Genomic DNA, 16,305 nt, shown 5'->3' with positions numbered 1-16,305 from the left:
ACCGTGGCGTTCAACCATAAGCACCTGATCGACATTACCGAGTACTCCGAAGAGGATATCAAGCTCACCCTCGAGACCGCCAAGGCGTTCTCCGAGGTCAACGAGCGTGCCATCAAGAAGGTCCCCACGCTCAAGGGCAAGACCATCGTCAACATGTTCAACGAGCCCTCGACGCGCACCCGCAGCTCTTTCGAGCTCGCCGAGAAGCGTCTTTCGGCCGACAGTCTTAACTTTGGCGGCTCCTCGACCTCCACGGTCAAGGGCGAGAGCCTCGTCGACACCGTCGAGACCCTCAACGCCTACAAGATCGACTGCATCGTCGTTCGCGACAAGCACGCCGGCGCCCCCTACATCGTCACGCAGAACTCGCCCGCGAGCGTCATCTGCGCCGGTGACGGCAAGCACAACCATCCCACGCAGGCCCTGCTGGACCTGTACACCATCTGGGAGCACAAGGGTGACTTCCACGGCCTGAAGGTCGCCGTCGTCGGCGACATCGCCCACTCCCGCGTCTGCGGCTCGCTGATCCCCGCCCTTAAGATCATGGGCTGCGAGACCTACGCCGTCGCCCCCGGCACGCTGCTACCGCCGGCACCCGAGGTCCTGGGCTGCGACCACGTGACGAGCGACCTCGATTCCGTCCTGCCCGAGCTGGACGTCGTCTACATGCTGCGCGTGCAGCAGGAGCGTCTCGAGGGCGCGCCGTTCCCGACCATTCGCGAGTACCACAAGCTCTTCGGCCTGACCAAGGACCGCGAGAAGCTCATGAAGCCCGACGCGATCATCTGCCACCCGGGCCCCATCAACCGCGGCGTCGAGTTCGACTCCTATATGGCCGACCACCCGCAACGCTCCGTCATCCTGGAGCAGGTCTACGCCGGTATCTGCGTGCGTATGGCTATCCTGTATCTGCTGCTTGGAGGTGCCGATAATGGCCTTGCTTCTTAAGAATGCCCACGTCGTCGACCCGTCTGTCGAGCTTGACGGTGTCGTTGACGTCCTGATCGACGGCGACAAGATCGCCGAGGTCGTCGAGAATCTCGCCGCCGAGGGCGCCGAGGTCCGCGACCTTTCCGGCAAGTACCTCGTTCCCGGCCTGGTGGACATGCACGTCCATCTGCGTGAGCCCGGCTATGAGGTCAAAGAGGACATCGAGAGCGGTACCCGCGCTGCTGTCAAGGGCGGCTTCACCGGCGTGTGCTCCATGCCCAACACCGACCCCGTCACCGATAACGGCACCGTCGTGGAGTTCGTTAAGTCCCGCGCTGCCGAGGTCGGTCACTGCCGCGTCTATCCTTCTGGCGCTATGACCCGCGGTCTTAAGGGCGAGGCCATGTCCGAGATGGGCGATATGGCCGCCCACGGCGCCGTCGCCTTCACCGACGACGGTCGCGGCGTGCAGGGTGCGGGTATGCTCCGCCGCTGCATGGACTACGGCAAGATGTTCGGCAAGGTCTTTATGAGCCATTGCCAGGACGAGGACCTGGTCGGTCACGGCCAGATCAACGAGGGCAAGGTCTCGACCCGTCTGGCCCTCGAGGGCTGGCCGGCGGCAGGCGAGGAGCTTCAGATCGCCCGCGACATCGAGATCGCCAAGCTGACCGGTGCCAAGCTGCACATCCAGCACATCTCCACCGCCCACGGCCTGGAGCTCGTGCGTGCCGGCAAGGCCGCTGGCGTGCAGGTCACCTGCGAGGCCACCCCGCACCACATGTTCCTGTCCGAGAACGACCTGGACGAGACCTACAACACCTCGCTCAAGGTCAACCCGCCGCTGCGCACCCGCGAGGACGCCGAGGCTATCCGCCAGGGCGTCATCGACGGCACGGTCGACGTCATCGTTACCGACCACGCTCCCCACACCCCGTGGGAGAAGGCCCGCGAGTTCGAGCTTGCGCCCTTTGGCATGATCGGCCTCGAGACCTCGCTGTCGCTTGTGCTCACCGAGCTGGTCAACACCGGCAAGATGAGCATGGGCCGTATGGTCGAGCTCATGGCCATCAAGCCGCGTGAGATCCTGGGTTTGGATCAGGTTCAGGTCAAGGCGGGCTCCGTTGCCGACCTGACCGTCTTCGATCCCACCGCCACCTGGACGGTCGGCGAGGACGGCTACGAGTCGCGCGCCGAGAACTCCGGTTTTGCCGGTCGCACGCTCACCGGTCGTGCCACCGATGTATTTGTCGGCGGTAAACAGACGCTTGCCGACGGCTGCATCTGCTAGCATAGCCTTATCGCTTTTGTGCGCGGCGCCCTTGCGGTGCCGCGCTTTCTGTTCGTTTGGTCCATGCAATCGCATGGGGGATTGGAGCGTCTATGCCCACACCTTCCACTGCACGCATGCACGACTTCGAGGTCGTCTCGAACCAGGAGATCGCCGACGGCATCTTCTCGCTCGTTATCTCGGCCCCCAAGCTTGCAAGTGCGCTCAAGCCCGGTCAGTTTGTGAACATCGCCGTGCCCGGCGATGCGTCCTCGCTGCTTCGCGTGCCCCTGAGCTTCTATCGCGCCGACGCCCAGGCCGGCACCGTCGAGCTGTGGTACGCCGTCGTGGGCGACGACACCCGTCGCCTGTCGGAGATGGCCCCTGGCTCCACCTCCAACCTGCTGGGCCCTGGCGGCCATGGCTGGCTCGTGCCCGAGGGCACTAGGAAGGCACTGCTCGTCGCCGGCGGCATCGGCGTTCCGCCCGTGCTCTGCCTGGCCGGCATGCTTGCCGAGCAGGGCGTGGACGTCGACGTGTGCCTGGGCTTTGGCACCGCGTCCAAGGCCGTGGGCGTCGATGAGTTTCGCGCGTTGGGTGCCACGGTCAACGTGTGCACCGACGACGGCACGCTGGGCACGCACGGTTTCTGCACCGATCCTGCCGCCGAGCTGCTCAGCGAGGGCGGTTACGACTACGTCGCCAGCTGCGGTCCCGCCGTCATGATGAAGAAGGTCGCCGCCGCTGCCGCCGAGGCCGGCGCGTATTGCGAGGTGTCGCTCGAGCGCATGATGAGCTGTGGTTTTGGCGCCTGCAACACCTGCAATGTCGAGACGGTCGACGGTATGAAGGGCGCCTGCATGTGCGGCCCCGTGTTTGATGCTTCCAAGGTGGTGGTCTTCTAGTGGGTACCGTGAACATGGCCGTCGATTTCGGCGGCGTCAAGATGCAGAACCCCATCAACACCGCAGCCGGTACCTTTGGCTACGGTTGGCAGTTCCAGAACTTCTTCGATGTGTCCCAGCTGGGCGCCATCACCACCAAGGGCTGCGCTGCCGAGCCCTGGCCCGGCAACCCCGCGCCCCGTATGGCCGAGATTCCCGGCGGCATGATCAACTCCGTGGGTCTGCAGAATCCCGGCGTCGCCGCCTTCGCCCGTGAGTCCGGTCCGTGGCTCGAGCAGCTGTCCAAGGACGGCTGCCAGGTCATCTGCCAGGTTGCCGGTCACTCCGTGGACGAGTTTGTCCGTGCGCTCGAGATGTATGTCGAGCTGTGCCCCTGGGCTGCCGGCTACGAGATCAACGTGAGCTGCCCCAACATCGCCGCCGGCGGTGCCGCCATGGGTTCCACGCCCGAGGGCGCCTCTGCTGTCATGGCTGCCTGCCGCAAGGTGACCGACAAGCCGCTGTTCGTGAAGATGGCTCCGGTCAACGTCGCCGAGATCGCCAAGGCTCTCGAGGCCGAGGGCGCCGACGGCCTTTCGGTCATCAACTCCATTCAGGGTATGGCTATTGACGTCCATACCCGCAAGTCGCGCGTTGCCAAGCCCAAGGGCGGCCTTTCGGGTCCGCTGTGCCACCACATCGCCGTGCGCATGGTCTGGGAGGTTGCCCAGGCCGTTGATATCCCCATCAACGGCGTCGGCGGTGTCATGACCGGCGAGGACGCGGCCGAGTTTATCCTGGCTGGCGCTACCTGCGTGTCGGTCGGTATGGCCAACTTCGTCGATCCGTGTGCTTCTCTCAAGATCGCGCGCGAGCTCGAGGCCTGGGCCGAGTCCCAGGGCGTGAAGGACATCAACGAGCTGGTAGGTGCGTTCGAATGCTAGAGACCGATGCCCGCGACCGCGTTATCGTCGCCCTCGACTGCGACCGTGAGCGTGCGCTCGAGCTCGCCCGTGAGCTTTCGGGCCATGCCGTCTGGCTCAAGGTCGGCATGACGCTCTATTACGCCGAAGGCCCCGAGATCGTCAGGACGTTCGAGGACCTGGGCTTTAAGGTCTTCCTCGACCTTAAGTTCCACGATATTCCGCATCAGGTGCGCGGCGCCTCCCGTTCGGCCTCGCTTGCCGGTGCCGATCTGCTTTCGGTTCACGGTCTGGGCTCGGGCGCTATGCTCGCCGCCTGCCGCGAGGGCGCCGAGGAGGCGCGCGAGGACCGTGCCAAGCTCGTCGCCATCACCGTGCTCACGAGCATGAACCAGGATTCGCTCAGCGAGATCGGCGTCGAGTCGCCGGTGGCCGAGGAGGCCGCGCGTCTGGCAAAGCTCGCCCAGGCCAACGGCATCGACGGTATCGTGTGCTCGCCGATGGAGGCCCACGATATGCGTGAGCTGTTGGGCCCCGATGCGCTCATCGTGACCCCGGGCGTTCGTCCGGTGGGCGCCGCCCTTGGCGATCAGTCCCGCGTTGCCACGCCTTCCCAGGCTATCGAGCGTGGCGCGAGCCACATCGTGGTGGGTCGCCCCATCACCGGTGCCGATGACCCGGTTGCCGCTTTCGATGCCATCGTCGCCGAGCTGGTCGAAAACGTCGCATAAAAAGATTCCCTTAAGTCACCACTTTTGGGTCTCATTAGCACAATTTAGCCCCTGTGCCTGCGAAAACTTTCCCATCCTTTGTGTGGAATCGCAGGTCAGGGGCTCAACTTTTAGCGCAATATATTGCACTTTTTGCGGCTATCGTCTAACCTATGGAGCCGCGATTGGGCATTTTATACGTTTTACGTGCTAAAATGCCAAATATTGAATCAGATATAACCCAACTATTTGGAGGTACGAATGGCACTCCCTCAGCTTACCGACGAGCAGCGCAAGCAGGCTCTTGAGAAGGCTGCCGCCGCACGTCATGCCCGCGCTGAGCTTCGCGAGCAGATCAAGAAGGGCGAGAAGTCCCTCGAGTCCGTGCTCAACTCCGATGACCCCATCGCTTCCCGCATGAAGGTTTCCACCCTCATCGAGTCCCTCCCCGGCTATGGCAAGGCTAAGGCCGCCAAGATCATGGAGGAGCTCGGCATCTCCGCTACCCGTCGCGTCCAGGGCCTCGGCGTCCGTCAGCGCGAGCAGCTCCTCGAGCAGCTGACCAAATAAGTGAGCGCTCAGGATTCAAAGCTCTTTGTGATTTCTGGACCGTCAGGCGCAGGCAAGGGCACGCTCGTCACTCGTGTGCGCGAGCGTCGCTCTAACCTGGGCCTGACGGTTTCGGCTACCACGCGAGCACCACGCAAAGGTGAGGTCGACGGCGTCAACTACTTTTTCCTGACGCGCGAGGAGTTCGACCGCCGCGTGGCAAACGGTGAGTTCGTTGAGTGGGCCGAGGTCCACGGCAACTGCTACGGCACATTGGTGAGCGAGGTCCAGTCCAAGCTCGCCTCGGGCGCGTCTCTCATTTTGGAGATCGATGTCCAGGGTGCCCTGCAGGTTAAGGAGCGTTTCCCCGAGGCCGTGTTGATCTTTATCAAGCCTCCCTCGCTCGAAGTGCTTCGCGAGCGTCTGGTCGGTCGTGGAACCGAGACGCCCGAGACGATCGAGCTGCGTATGGCAAACGCCGCCGATGAGCTTGCCCTTGCCGACCGCTACGACGACGTCGTGGTGAATGACGATCTCGACCGCGCGACCGACGAACTCGTTCGCGTTCTCGATATGCATGAAAGGATCTGAGGTCCGTGTCCGTTGTAAAGCCTTGCATTGACGATCTTCTGGAGAAGACCGATCACAACCGCTTCCTGCTCGCTTCGCTTGCCTCCAAGCGCGCCTGCGACATCAATAGCATGCTTCGTGGCCAGCACAACCGCGTGCTTGCCGTTCAGGATGTCGATGACATCACCATCGGCCTTTCTGGTGCCGATACCATTTCGATGGCTATGGACGAGATCGTCGACGGCGATATCTCCTACGATGAGGCCCGTTACGAGAAGGCGCTCGGCCACAAGGTTGCTGAAGCCTAAATGGCAGCTCGCGTCTGCCTGGTCCACTATCACGAGGTTGGACTGAAGGGCAAGAACCGCGCACATTTTGAGCATATCCTCATGGATAACATCAAGGCGGCCTTGGCCGCCTTTTCCGTGAATGCCGTGTCTCGAATTTCCGGTTATATCCTCGTGACCTTTAACGAGCATCAGGCCGACGAGGCGGCTCGTGTCATTCGCACCGTTCCCGGCGTTGCTCGCGTCTCTTTGGCGTATCACACCAATCGCGACCCTCAGGAGTACTGTGCCGCCGCCGTGAAGGCGCTGCGTGAGTTTGGCCCCTTCGATTCGTTTAAGGTGCACGCCAAGCGCTCCAATACCGACTATGAGCTCACCTCGATTGATATCAATCGTCAGGTGGGCGAGGTGCTGTGCGAGGCGTTCCCCGATAAAAAGGTTCAAATGCACGATCCCGACGCGATGGTTCACGTGCTGGTTGTTCAGGGTAGCGTTTATGTGTACGCGCGCTCCGAGCGCGGTGTGGGCGGTCTGCCGGTGGGCTCTGCCGGTAAGGTCGTGACCCTGCTGTCATCGGGTATCGACTCGCCGGTGGCGACCTGGATGCTCGCGCGACGCGGAGCCGTGTGCGTGCCGGTGCATTTTTCCGGTCGTCCGCAGACGCCAGATACCAGCGAGTATCTAGTGCAGGACATCATTCGCGCCCTTGAGCCGGGTGTCCAGATCGGCCGTCTGTATGTTGTGCCGTTTGGCGACTGCCAGCGCGAGATTTCGGTGACCTGTCCCAGCAACCTGCGCGTGATCATGTATCGCCGCATTATGTATTCGGTTGCCGAGCGCATTGCACACATCGAGGGCGCCAAGGCTATCGTGACGGGCGAATCGCTTGGGCAGGTTGCCTCCCAAACGCTTGAGAACATCATGGCCGTCAACGAGGCCGTGAAGATCCCCGTGTTCCGCCCTCTCATCGGTTCGGACAAGCAGGAGATCATCGCGCGCGCCGAGGAGATTGGTACGTTCGATATCTCGACTGAGGCCGCTCCCGACTGCTGCACGCTGTTTATGCCGCGCCGTCCCGAGACGCACGCTAAACTCGATGCCGTGCATGAGGCCTGGGAGTTGTTCGATCACGAGGAGATGATCGAGCGCCTGCTCAAGCAGACCGAGTACATCGACTTCGAGAGCAACACGTATAAGGCCCCTAAGACCTTAAAACGCAAACATTCGGAGCTTGCTCCGCGTGAGATTTACCAAGATCACGAGTAATGTTGTGCATAGACCGACGATGCGCCTGCATCGTCGGTCTTTTGCTATCTGGGCATTTTGCGGCTAAGTGTTCATTTGCTGACGTGTGCCTGAATAAATGGACAGATTTGTGCAAGGTTTTGGTCGGTTTTTGGTTTGACCGCTAAAACCGGTTTTGGAGCGTGGCTGTTGCAGGGCTCCTTTCCTGACACGATGGTGTTGGGAGGTTTTGCTATGGCGCAGCGCGAACAACACGAACGGGTCAAACGGATGGACCGCTTGGCGGACAAGCTGCTCGGTCATAAGGCAGTGGTGATGGCGATACTGGTCGTCATTGCGATGGCGAGCGGCTTGGCGATGGCGAACCTTGGCGGCGGTGCCGGCGGTGTGTCGTTTGAGCGCACTGACGGTACGGGCTCGTTGATGGAGCCGGGATCCGGTGATGCCTCGAGCGGAAAGACATCCGAAGGTTCTTCGACTAAGGCTTCTGCCGCGGCAGAGGTCTATGTCGATGTCGATGGCGCCGTTGTGTCGCCCGGTGTATATCGCCTCAAGGACGGCGCGCGGGTGGCTCAGGCGATTGATGCCGCCGGCGGGCTGGCGCCCGAGGCAGACGTTACGGGGCTCAATCGGGCATCTAAGGTCACTGATGGACAAAAAATCCACGTTCCAACGGTAGGGGAGCAGCAGGCGTCCATTGCGGAAGCCGGTGTTGATGGTGGGGCTTCCGCATCATTGGGCGTGAGTGGCGCAACGGGCCTAGTCAACATCAATACGGCAAGCACGGCAGAGCTACAGACGCTCTCGGGCATCGGTCCCTCCATGGCACAGTCGATTATCGATGAGCGTACAAAGAACGGTGCTTTTGCCTCGGTTGACGATCTGATGCGTGTGTCGGGAATCGGCGAGAAGAAGCTTGCCAAAATCAAAGATTGCATCTGCGTATGAGTGCGACCGAGCGCGAGCATGTGATGCCTCCGCGGCCCTTGATGCCGTGGACGATGGCCCTGTGTGCCGGCATGTGCGTGAGCTGCGCTTTGGTGCTTAACGTGGCCGCTGATGCGCTGCTGAGGGAGCGGGTGCCGGCGGTCGGGCCGCTATGGGCCATTCCCGTTGCGGCGGCGGTCTTCGTTGTGCTGGCTCAATCTTGTGCGCGGCTTGCCCCTTTGAAGCGGTGGCTGTATGCCGCGTCCGTCGGTCTCGTGGCGGGAGCGGTCGTCTCGGCGTGGTGGGCTGTGGGCACGCTAGGCGCCTCGAAGGCGCTCGACGGTCGAGCGGCAAGCAGCCTCGAGTTTGTCGTGCAGGGTGATCCATCCATAAACGACGACGTGTATTCCTATACCTGCGAGGCACGCGCGGACGGTAAGAACTTGGCAGCGGTTCGCCTATCGTGTGACCGCGAGCTCAAGGTCGGGGCGCACGTGCGTGTTATCGGTCGCGTTTCACGTTTTGAGAACGATGCGTTTGGACGATCGCGCGCGCTCCGATGCGAGGTACGCAAGGTAAAAGCCGTTCGGATCGTCTCGATCGATGAGGGTTCTCCGGGGCCGCTGCTTCGGCTGCGAAATGGGCTGCTTGCGTCCATCGCGCCTGCGACCGACCCGGCGCGTGCGCTCATAGCCGGTGTCGTCTGTGGTCGTTCGGCCGAGCTACGCGCCCAGCCGGCGGGCGACTGGTTTTCGGTAACGGGAACGGCGCATCTTATCGCCGTCTCGGGCAGCCATTTGGCTATCGTGGGGTTTGTAATCGAGGGTGTATTGCAAAAGACTCGGCGCTCACGTGGTCTTCAGCGGGCGATATTGGCGATAACGCTTGTGGGCTACGCTGCCTTTACGGGCGCGTCTCCCTCGGCCGTGCGCGCGTGCTGCATGGTGTTCACGACGCTTGTTGTAAACGGCGTGGGGCGTCGCCGGCACGGCGCATCGGCACTCTTCGTAACCATGTCCATCTTTGTGCTACTGCGACCGACGGTGCTGTTCGAGATGGGTTTTCAGCTTTCATGTGCCAGCGTCTTAGCCATTCTGTGCTTTTGCCCCTATGCGACCTTCGCTTTGGGTGAGCTGGGTGTGTCATCGGGCGTTGCCAGCATGCTTTCCGTCACGCTGTGCTCGCAACTGGCGACACTTCCCATTACCATTCCTGCATTCGGTACGTTCTCGCTCATTGCTCCGTTGGCAAATGCGGTCATCGGTCCGGTGGTGAGCGTACTGCTTGCTGTGTCCATCGTGCTGGTTCCCTTTTCGCTCGTGGCGCCGTTGCGGACTTGGGCGCTCGTTGTGCCCATGATTGCCGCCCGTTGCGCGCTGTTCTTCGAGCAGCTGTTTGCCGCCGTGCCGGGTGCATCCGTGAGCGTGCCGCCCGATAGCATGTGGATTTACCTAGTGCCGTGTTTGCTGGCGGTTCTGCTGGTCTGGTGGCCGCGTCCCCGTGCACGTCTTATGGCGGTGGGGCTTGCATGCCTGGTGCTCTTGGCTGCGATTCCGTACGTCTACTGGGATCGATTCGCTCCGCCTTCGGTGACGGTACTCGATGTGGGCCAGGCCGATGCGATTCTTATCCGCCAAGGCGGCGCAGTTGCACTTGTCGACTGCGGGCTCGACGAGCGTGTGGTTGCGGCGTTGGTTCGCAATAACGTGCACCATATCGATGCCGTTTTTGTGACGCATTGGGATGAGGACCACTGGGGTGGTTTGCCTGCCGTGCTCGAACAGTTTTCGGTCGGAACGATTGCCGTGGCGGCGGATGCGCTGGAGGATGCTCCTGCCGAGGTATTGAACCGACCTGGCGTGGAGTATCGGCAGGTGCGCCGTGGGGATACGGTCGACATCGGCTCATTTTGCGCTCGCGTGATGTGGCCATTCGAGTTCGTGGATGGCGAGGGAAATGAGGACTCGCTTGTCCTGCTGCTCTCTTATGTTCAGGAAGGCAAGGGCCTGCGAATACTTCTCACCGGTGATGCCGAGCTCGACCAAGAGCGGGAATTCGTGCAGGAGGTGGGGGATATCGATGTCCTTAAACTTGGGCATCACGGCTCCAAGGTTTCAGTCGATGGCGAGTTGCTGGACGTCCTGAAGCCCGAGCTTTCCCTCGCAAGCGCCGGTGAGGGGAATCGATACGGCCATCCGTCCGATGCCTGCATCGATGCCGTTAAGGAAGCGGGTGGTGTGTTCGCGTGTACCATCGAACACGGCGACATTACCGTCACACCGACTGCGAATGGCTTTGCGATGCGATGCCAGCGACCGTGACGACGTCGTTGGCGTGTGGTGGGCCCCTGGGCTAAAATGGCACGGAACGAATACGAAGGCCTGCGGGAGGGGAGCGCAATGTCCGAAACCGGTTTGCTGCCGGCATATCTGATCGTCGGTACCGACGGAGTTAAGCGCGACCATGCCGTCTCGCGTATGAAAGCGCGTCTGGAAAAATCGGGTATGGTCGAGTTCAACCTCGACGAGCGAGACATGACCAAGGACCCCGATATCGAGTCCATTATCGGATCGCTTAACACCTTTCCGATGGGCAGCGAGTTTCGTCTGGTAATCCTCGATGGCTGCTCAAAGCTCGCCAAGGCGGTCTCGGAGCCGCTCGTTGGGTATCTGGCGAGTCCCAGCCCAACAACGGTCTGTCTCATCATCGCCGACTCACTTGCCAAGAATACGCGCCTGTATAAGGCAATCGCCAAGATCGACAAGAAGGCTATCGTCGATTGCTCGGGTACCAAGCGCTGGGAACTGCCGCGCCGTGTTCAGCAGATGGCGACGCAGCGCGGTAAGTCGATTTCGACGGCGGCCGCCGAGGAGCTCGTTTCGCGTTCGGGCGAAAACACGCGCATGCTCGATAACGACTTGGCAAAGCTTGCCCAGATGGTCGAGTCGCCTCAGATTGAACTTGCCGATGTTGAGCGCTGGATTGTACGTACGGCCGAGGTCCAACCCTGGGACTTCCTCAACGCCGTCTCGGCTCGCGATATGCGGCGTTCGCTCGAGCTCTTTAAGCTCCTGTCCTCCAAGAGCTACGTGTGGACTTACACATTGCTGTGCGGTCGCATTCGCGAGCTTATCGTCGCCAAGGCGCTCGACGCGCGTGGGCAGGGTCGCGAGCTGGCCGCAACGCTCAAGCTTCAGTCCTGGCAGGTCAAGAATCACCTTACCTGGGCACGTCGCTTTTCGATGGCAGAGCTCATCGCAGCGCTCGAGGGTGCGGTCGATGTGGAGCTCGCGCTCAAGGGTTCGGCCGATTCTCAGACGGCGCTTTTGCTCTGGATTACGAACATCTTGAGAAAATCGTGATGATACCTGCCTATTTGACAAATTCGTTCTATCCCTTTGAGAGGGAGCGTGCTATAGTAGGCGCTTGCATGACCTCACCGTGTCTCAGAGGTGTCATACATTTTTTGCAAGGAACTCGAAAGGAACTCCAGAAGTGGCAAACATCAAGTCTCAGAAGAAGCGTATCCGCACCAATGAGGCAGCTCGCATGCGTAACAAGGCTGTCAAGTCCGAGCTCAAGACGCTGACCAAGCACGTCCAGTCCGCCGTCGCCGAGGGCGACGCCGAGAAGGCCCAGGCTGCCCTCAAGACCGTCACCAAGCGTCTCGACATGGCTGCCGCCAAGCATGTTATCCACAAGAACCAGGCTTCCAACCGCAAGTCCGGTCTTGCCAAGCTCGTGAACAGCATCAACGCCTAAGTTGTAAATTTCACACCACACAGATTACGCGCATAAATGGAGCCTGTTTTATGGAACAGGCTCCATTTTTTGTACCGCTCGGGTAAGATAGTCCGCATGAATACTTCAATTGACATTTCCCACATCCGCAACTTCTCGATTGTTGCGCATATCGACCATGGCAAGTCCACGATCAGTGACCGCATCCTCGAGCTCACCCATACCGTCGACGAGCGTGACATGGAGTCGCAGCTGCTCGACACCATGGATATCGAGCGCGAGCGCGGCATTACGATCAAGTCCAATGCCGTCCGCGTTTCCTATGACGCCGACGATGGTGAGACGTATCAGTTCAATCTGATCGATACGCCGGGCCACGTTGACTTTACCTACGAGGTCTCGCGTTCTCTGGCCGCCTGCGAGGGCGCGGTGCTCGTCGTCGATGCCACCCAGGGTGTCGAGGCACAGACCGTCTCCAACGCGACGCTCGCCATGAACGCCAATCTGGACATTGTGCCGGCCATCAACAAGATCGACCTGCCCTCAGCCCATCCCGATGAGGTTAAGACCGAGATCGAGGATGACCTGGCGATCCCTGCCGATGATGCCGTGTGCGTCTCGGGCAAGACCGGCGAGGGCATTCACGATCTGCTGGAGTCGATTGTCTTTTTGATTTCGCCGCCTAAGGGCGATGCAAACGCTCCGCTCAAAGCGCTCATTTTGGATTCGTACTTTGACGAGTATCGCGGTGTGGTGGCTACGGTGCGCGTCTTCGATGGTTCCATCAAAAAGGGCGATACCCTGCTTATGATGCAAGCCAAGGGCGACTTTTTGGTCGACGGCGTGGGCGTCAAGCGTCCTGCCGAGACCCCGGTCGACGCGCTGACGGTCGGCGAGGTCGGATATGTGGTCACGGGCTTGAAGGATCCCGAGGCCGTTCGCGTGGGCGATACCCTTACGTGGGCGTCGAACCCCTGCCCCGAGCCGCTTCCCGGTTATCGCGAGGCCAAGCCCATGGTCTATACGGGCCTGTTCCCGATCGACAACAAGGACTACGAGAACCTGCGTGACGCGCTCGATAAACTGCACGTCAACGACCCGTCGTTGGTGTGGGAGCCCGAGACCTCGGTGGCGCTTGGCTTTGGCTTTCGCGTGGGCTTCCTGGGCCTGCTGCACATGGAAGTCGTCAAGGAACGCCTGGAGCGCGAGTTCAACCTGGACCTCATTGCCACGAGTCCCTCGGTCGACTATCACGTCTACAAGACCGACGGCGAAATGATCGATGTCCGCAGCCCGCAGGATCTGCCCGAGGCCACGCGCATCGAGCGTATCGAAGAGCCCTACCTCAAGGCAAAGATCATCTGCCCGCCCGAGTATACGGGTGCCGTCATGCAGCTCGCTATCGATCACCGTGGCGTCACGACCGATATGATCCACCTGACGAGCAAATCGGTCGAGATGCGCTTCGATATGCCGCTCGCCGAGCTCATCTTGGACTTCTTCGATCAGCTTAAGAGCCGCACCAAGGGTTACGCCTCGCTCGACTACGAGTTCAACGAATATCGCCCCTCCGAGCTCGTCAAGCTCGACATCCTGCTTTCGGGCGACGAGGTGGACGCGCTGTCGTTTATCGTCCATAAGGACAAGGCATATGGCCTGGCCCGTGGCTTGTGCGACAAGCTCAAGGAGATCATTCCGCGTCAGCTGTTCGAGGTGCCCATCCAGGGTGCTATCGGCAACAAGATCATCGCCCGTTCCACCGTCAAGGCGCGTCGCAAGGACGTTCTTGCCAAGTGCTACGGCGGCGATATCTCGCGTAAGCGCAAACTGCTTGAGAAGCAGAAAGAGGGCAAGAAGCGCATGAAGGCCATCGGCTCGGTCGAGGTCCCGCAGGAGGCGTTTATGGCGATCCTCAAGGTGGACGAGTAGGTCTATGGCTCTTTCCGAATATAGTCTGCGGCTGCTGGGCGCCTATGCCGAGCAGCCGTTCCTTATGGCTCCCATGGCGGGCGTTACCGACCCCGCCTATCGCATCATGTGTCGCCGCCGCGGTGCCAACCTTGCCTACAGCGAGATGGTGAGCGTGGCAGGCCTTGCCTATGCCAGCAACAAAACGTGGCGCCTGGTGCTGCCGGCCGACGAGGAGCAGCAGATTTGCGTGCAGCTCTTTGGCTCCAAGCCCGATCAGTTTGCGAGCGCCGTCGCCGCCGTCGAGGAGCGCGTTGGCGATCGACTGTCGCTCATCGATATCAATATGGCATGTCCCGCCCGCAAGGTCGTTACCAAGGGCGAGGGCTCGGCGCTCATGCGCACGCCCGACCTGGCCGAGAAGATCGTCGAGGCTACGGTGGGCGCGGCGCACGTGCCCGTGACCGTCAAGATTCGCAAGGGCTTTTATGCCGAGGACCGCAATGCCGCGACATTTGCCCAGATGCTTGAGAGTGCAGGGGCTGCCGCAGTCGCCGTGCATGGTCGTTGCGCCACGCAGCTCTACACGGGCCAGGCCGATTGGTCGGTCGTCGATGAGGTTGCCGACGCTGTCGAGATTCCCGTGATTGGTTCGGGCGATGTGTTCTCGGCCGAGGAGGCTGCTGAGCATCTGCACGGCTCGGGTGCCAGCGCGGTGTTTATCGCGCGCGGCATCTACGGCAATCCGTGGGTGTTCGGCGATGCCCGAGCCCTTGCACTCGATGGCACGCCGGTTCCTTCTCGCTCCTCGGTCGAGCGCCTGGAGGCTCTGCGCGAGCACCTGACGTTGACGCATGAGCTTCTGCCGCTCATGTCGCGTGCTCGCACGTACGCAAGCTGGTACTTAAAGGGCATGCCCCATGCCGCCGCCTGGCGCGCTCAGGTGGTGCGTTGCTCTACGTACGAGGAGTTTATGGCGCTGGTCGATGATATCGAGCGCGACGTGGTGGCCTGCGAGGCCGCGCTTGCCGCCGGCGAGTCGGTGCCTGCTCATCCGCTGGAGGCCTAACGGTGGCCGTTACCGCGCTGTACGTGCACGTGCCGTTTTGCGCCCAAAAGTGCCGGTACTGCGACTTTGACTCGCGCAGCTTTGCTGCGTGTGATTTGGATGCCGCGCTCGATTCGTATTTTGAGCAGTTGTATGCGCGCCTCGATTCCTTTGGCGACGCCGGGGCGCTTGCGCAGGTCCGCACGGTCTATACTGGCGGCGGCACGCCGTCACTTGCTGGGGAGCGCCTGGTGGAACTTGCCCGTCGTATCTCCATGTGGTGCAAACCCGTTGAATTTACTTGCGAAGCCAATCCTGAGTCCCTGACCGCTGAGCTCGCCACCGCGCTTGCCGAGGCGGGTGTCACGCGCATCTCTCTGGGCGTGCAAACCCTCGACAATACCGAGCTGGCTGCTATTGGCCGCATTCACGATGCCAATCGGGCACTTGCGGCTATCGCGACGGTGAAGGACGCTGGCCTCGATGTGTCGTGCGACCTGATGTGCGGCCTTCCCGGGCAGACGGCCGCAAGCTGGCGGAGCACGCTCGATGGCGTGCTGGCGGCGGCGCCTCATCATGTGTCGATCTACCCGCTCACGCTTGAGGAGGGGACGCCCCTTTATCGCATGGCGTGCCGCGACGAGTCGCTCGAGCCCGACGAGGATTTTCAGGCTTCGTGCATGGACGCGGCGCGTGAGCGCCTGGGTACGGCCGGCTATCATCCGTATGAGGTGGCAAGCTACGCGCTCGACGGCCATGAGTGCGCCCATAACATTGCCTACTGGACTGGACAGGGCTATTTGGGTCTAGGACGCTCTGCCGCGGGCATGCTCGATGCTGAGGATTTCGATCGCCTGGCTAAGTTGTTCCCCGGCGTGTCTTCTCGAGGCGATGCGTACCGCGTGCGTCTGGTGCAACGTGACGATGACGCGACGGCGTTCGAGGCCGAATATCTGTCGCAGCGCGAGGCTGTCGCCGAAGACTTGATGCTCGCTTGTCGCATGACGCGCGGTGTCGCGTCCGACCTGTTGGTTCGTGCAGCGTACGTCATCCCAACGGGCGAGCTGGCAGCTGCCTGCGATCGCTCGCTCGAATTGGGTCTTGCCACTTGGGTGCCCGAGACACTCTGGGGTCATGAGGGACCCTTCACTTCGGCAGATGTCGTCGCGGGCCATGTTCGAGCTCGTCTGGCGCCGACCCATCTGGGCTGGCTCGATGGAAATGTTCTGTTCGAGCTGTTTTGGGATCTAGCTTAGGCCGCTCGGGTAGAATTACCGGAATATATACGCTGCTGTGAGCAGGAGGTTGCCGCG

Annotated in this window: 16 protein-coding genes; all 16 read left to right on the top strand. The window is 61.3% G+C overall.

What is annotated here, in order from left to right:
- Positions 1-3 precede the first annotated feature (3 nt).
- Positions 4-948, top strand: a complete 945-nt coding sequence (locus AAAX59_RS00390) for an aspartate carbamoyltransferase catalytic subunit (RefSeq protein ID WP_349069942.1) — start codon at positions 4-6, stop codon at positions 946-948.
- Entirely contained in the window at positions 932-2,221 is a 1,290-nt protein-coding gene (locus tag AAAX59_RS00385) for a dihydroorotase (RefSeq protein WP_349069940.1), read from the top strand. The genes AAAX59_RS00390 and AAAX59_RS00385 overlap by 17 nt, the downstream gene beginning before the upstream one ends.
- Positions 2,222-2,337: 116 nt before the next feature.
- Entirely contained in the window at positions 2,338-3,105 is a 768-nt protein-coding gene (locus AAAX59_RS00380) for a dihydroorotate dehydrogenase electron transfer subunit (RefSeq protein ID WP_349070025.1), read from the top strand.
- A 14-nt stretch (positions 3,106-3,119) separates the two neighbouring features.
- Positions 3,120-4,028 (top strand): dihydroorotate dehydrogenase, encoded by a 909-nt coding sequence (locus AAAX59_RS00375; protein ID WP_349070023.1) that lies wholly within the window; start codon positions 3,120-3,122, stop codon positions 4,026-4,028.
- Positions 4,022-4,738, top strand: coding sequence for an orotidine-5'-phosphate decarboxylase (gene pyrF, locus AAAX59_RS00370; protein ID WP_349069938.1), 717 nt, complete (start codon positions 4,022-4,024; stop codon positions 4,736-4,738). Before AAAX59_RS00375 ends, pyrF begins: the two co-directional genes overlap by 7 nt.
- A 240-nt stretch (positions 4,739-4,978) precedes the next feature.
- Positions 4,979-5,287, top strand: coding sequence for an integration host factor, actinobacterial type (gene mihF, locus AAAX59_RS00365; protein WP_006236130.1), 309 nt, complete (start codon positions 4,979-4,981; stop codon positions 5,285-5,287).
- On the top strand, positions 5,288-5,857 hold the full coding sequence (gene gmk / locus AAAX59_RS00360; RefSeq protein ID WP_349069935.1) for a guanylate kinase: 570 nt from the start codon (positions 5,288-5,290) through the stop codon (positions 5,855-5,857).
- Between the two features lie 5 nt (positions 5,858-5,862).
- Entirely contained in the window at positions 5,863-6,144 is a 282-nt protein-coding gene (locus AAAX59_RS00355; protein ID WP_035138532.1) for a DNA-directed RNA polymerase subunit omega, read from the top strand.
- A complete protein-coding gene (gene thiI / locus AAAX59_RS00350; protein ID WP_022094718.1) occupies positions 6,145-7,389 on the top strand; it encodes a tRNA uracil 4-sulfurtransferase ThiI in 1,245 nt (414 codons plus the stop codon). It abuts the gene before it with no gap.
- 213 nt (positions 7,390-7,602) lie between these two features.
- On the top strand, positions 7,603-8,316 hold the full coding sequence (locus tag AAAX59_RS00345) for a helix-hairpin-helix domain-containing protein (protein WP_349069932.1): 714 nt from the start codon (positions 7,603-7,605) through the stop codon (positions 8,314-8,316).
- Positions 8,313-10,616 carry a DNA internalization-related competence protein ComEC/Rec2 gene (locus tag AAAX59_RS00340; RefSeq protein ID WP_349069930.1) on the top strand — a complete coding sequence of 768 codons (2,304 nt, stop codon included), beginning with the start codon at positions 8,313-8,315 and terminating at the stop codon, positions 10,614-10,616. The genes AAAX59_RS00345 and AAAX59_RS00340 overlap by 4 nt, the downstream gene beginning before the upstream one ends.
- Before the next feature lie 78 nt (positions 10,617-10,694).
- Positions 10,695-11,657, top strand: coding sequence for a DNA polymerase III subunit delta (gene holA / locus AAAX59_RS00335; RefSeq protein WP_349069927.1), 963 nt, complete (start codon positions 10,695-10,697; stop codon positions 11,655-11,657).
- A 133-nt stretch (positions 11,658-11,790) separates the two neighbouring features.
- Entirely contained in the window at positions 11,791-12,057 is a 267-nt protein-coding gene (gene rpsT / locus AAAX59_RS00330; protein ID WP_022094714.1) for a 30S ribosomal protein S20, read from the top strand.
- A 96-nt stretch (positions 12,058-12,153) separates the two neighbouring features.
- Positions 12,154-13,965, top strand: coding sequence for a translation elongation factor 4 (gene lepA / locus AAAX59_RS00325; RefSeq protein WP_349069925.1), 1,812 nt, complete (start codon positions 12,154-12,156; stop codon positions 13,963-13,965).
- Between the two features lie 4 nt (positions 13,966-13,969).
- The gene (gene dusB, locus AAAX59_RS00320) at positions 13,970-15,013 is read left to right on the top strand and encodes a tRNA dihydrouridine synthase DusB (protein WP_349069923.1); all 1,044 of its coding nucleotides are present in this window, start codon (positions 13,970-13,972) and stop codon (positions 15,011-15,013) included.
- Positions 15,014-15,015: 2 nt separating this feature from the next.
- The gene (hemW, locus tag AAAX59_RS00315) at positions 15,016-16,248 is read left to right on the top strand and encodes a radical SAM family heme chaperone HemW (RefSeq protein WP_349069921.1); all 1,233 of its coding nucleotides are present in this window, start codon (positions 15,016-15,018) and stop codon (positions 16,246-16,248) included.
- Positions 16,249-16,305: the final 57 nt, after the last annotated feature.

The sequence above is a fragment of the Collinsella sp. CLA-ER-H2 genome (assembly GCF_040092405.1).
Classification (GTDB): Bacteria; Actinomycetota; Coriobacteriia; order Coriobacteriales; family Coriobacteriaceae; genus Collinsella.
This window is presented reverse-complemented; position numbering and strand designations above follow the sequence as displayed.

Excerpts from the sequence above, each read along its gene's own strand:
- AAAX59_RS00385 (WP_349069940.1), top strand. The coding sequence starts at position 932 with ATGGCCTTGCTTCTTAAGAATGCCCACGTCGTCGACCCGTCTGTCGAG.
- AAAX59_RS00380 (WP_349070025.1), top strand. The coding sequence starts at position 2,338 with ATGCACGACTTCGAGGTCGTCTCGAACCAGGAGATCGCCGACGGCATC.
- AAAX59_RS00375 (WP_349070023.1), top strand. The coding sequence starts at position 3,120 with ATGGCCGTCGATTTCGGCGGCGTCAAGATGCAGAACCCCATCAACACC.
- pyrF (WP_349069938.1), top strand. The coding sequence starts at position 4,022 with ATGCTAGAGACCGATGCCCGCGACCGCGTTATCGTCGCCCTCGACTGC.
- mihF (WP_006236130.1), top strand. The coding sequence starts at position 4,979 with ATGGCACTCCCTCAGCTTACCGACGAGCAGCGCAAGCAGGCTCTTGAG.
- thiI (WP_022094718.1), top strand. The coding sequence starts at position 6,145 with ATGGCAGCTCGCGTCTGCCTGGTCCACTATCACGAGGTTGGACTGAAG.
- AAAX59_RS00345 (WP_349069932.1), top strand. The coding sequence starts at position 7,603 with ATGGCGCAGCGCGAACAACACGAACGGGTCAAACGGATGGACCGCTTG.
- AAAX59_RS00340 (WP_349069930.1), top strand. The coding sequence starts at position 8,313 with ATGAGTGCGACCGAGCGCGAGCATGTGATGCCTCCGCGGCCCTTGATG.
- holA (WP_349069927.1), top strand. The coding sequence starts at position 10,695 with ATGTCCGAAACCGGTTTGCTGCCGGCATATCTGATCGTCGGTACCGAC.
- lepA (WP_349069925.1), top strand. The coding sequence starts at position 12,154 with ATGAATACTTCAATTGACATTTCCCACATCCGCAACTTCTCGATTGTT.
- dusB (WP_349069923.1), top strand. The coding sequence starts at position 13,970 with ATGGCTCTTTCCGAATATAGTCTGCGGCTGCTGGGCGCCTATGCCGAG.